We start from the raw sequence: 395 nt of genomic DNA on the forward strand, positions 1-395 counted from the left end.
GGAATGCGATGTGATCCTGGACCTGCGCAAGGGAGCGGCACCGCTATTTCCGGCGCCGTCGAAGCGCGAGGGGTATCTGCGGGCCGATCCCGGTGACCGGGCGGCGGTGGAGGCGGCGGTTTTCGAGGCCTCGCAGCTTGTGGGCGTGTTCGAGAAGCCGATCTATGTCCGTTTCGACCCGCTGATCTGCGCCCATTCGCGCGCCAGCCAGACCGGATGTTCGCGCTGTCTCGACATTTGCCCGACCGGCGCGATCACCCCGTCCGGGGATCACGTGGAGATCGACCCTGATGTCTGCGCCGGCTGCGGTGGCTGCGCCGCGGTCTGCCCGTCGGGGGCGGCGAGTTACGACAACCCGGATGTCGGTTTCCTGTTCCGGCGGTTGGCGACGCTGG

1 protein-coding gene is annotated in these 395 nt (G+C 68.1%); it reads left to right on the forward strand.

Going from position 1 to position 395, the window contains the following annotated elements; genetic code table 11:
* Window positions 1-395: DUF362 domain-containing protein (locus NLM59_RS11525; RefSeq protein WP_304417930.1), on the forward strand; the 395-nt coding region annotated here is incomplete at both ends.

Source organism: Profundicola chukchiensis, from assembly GCF_029664245.1.
GTDB classification, from domain to species: domain Bacteria; phylum Bacteroidota; class Bacteroidia; order Flavobacteriales; family Weeksellaceae; genus Profundicola; species Profundicola chukchiensis.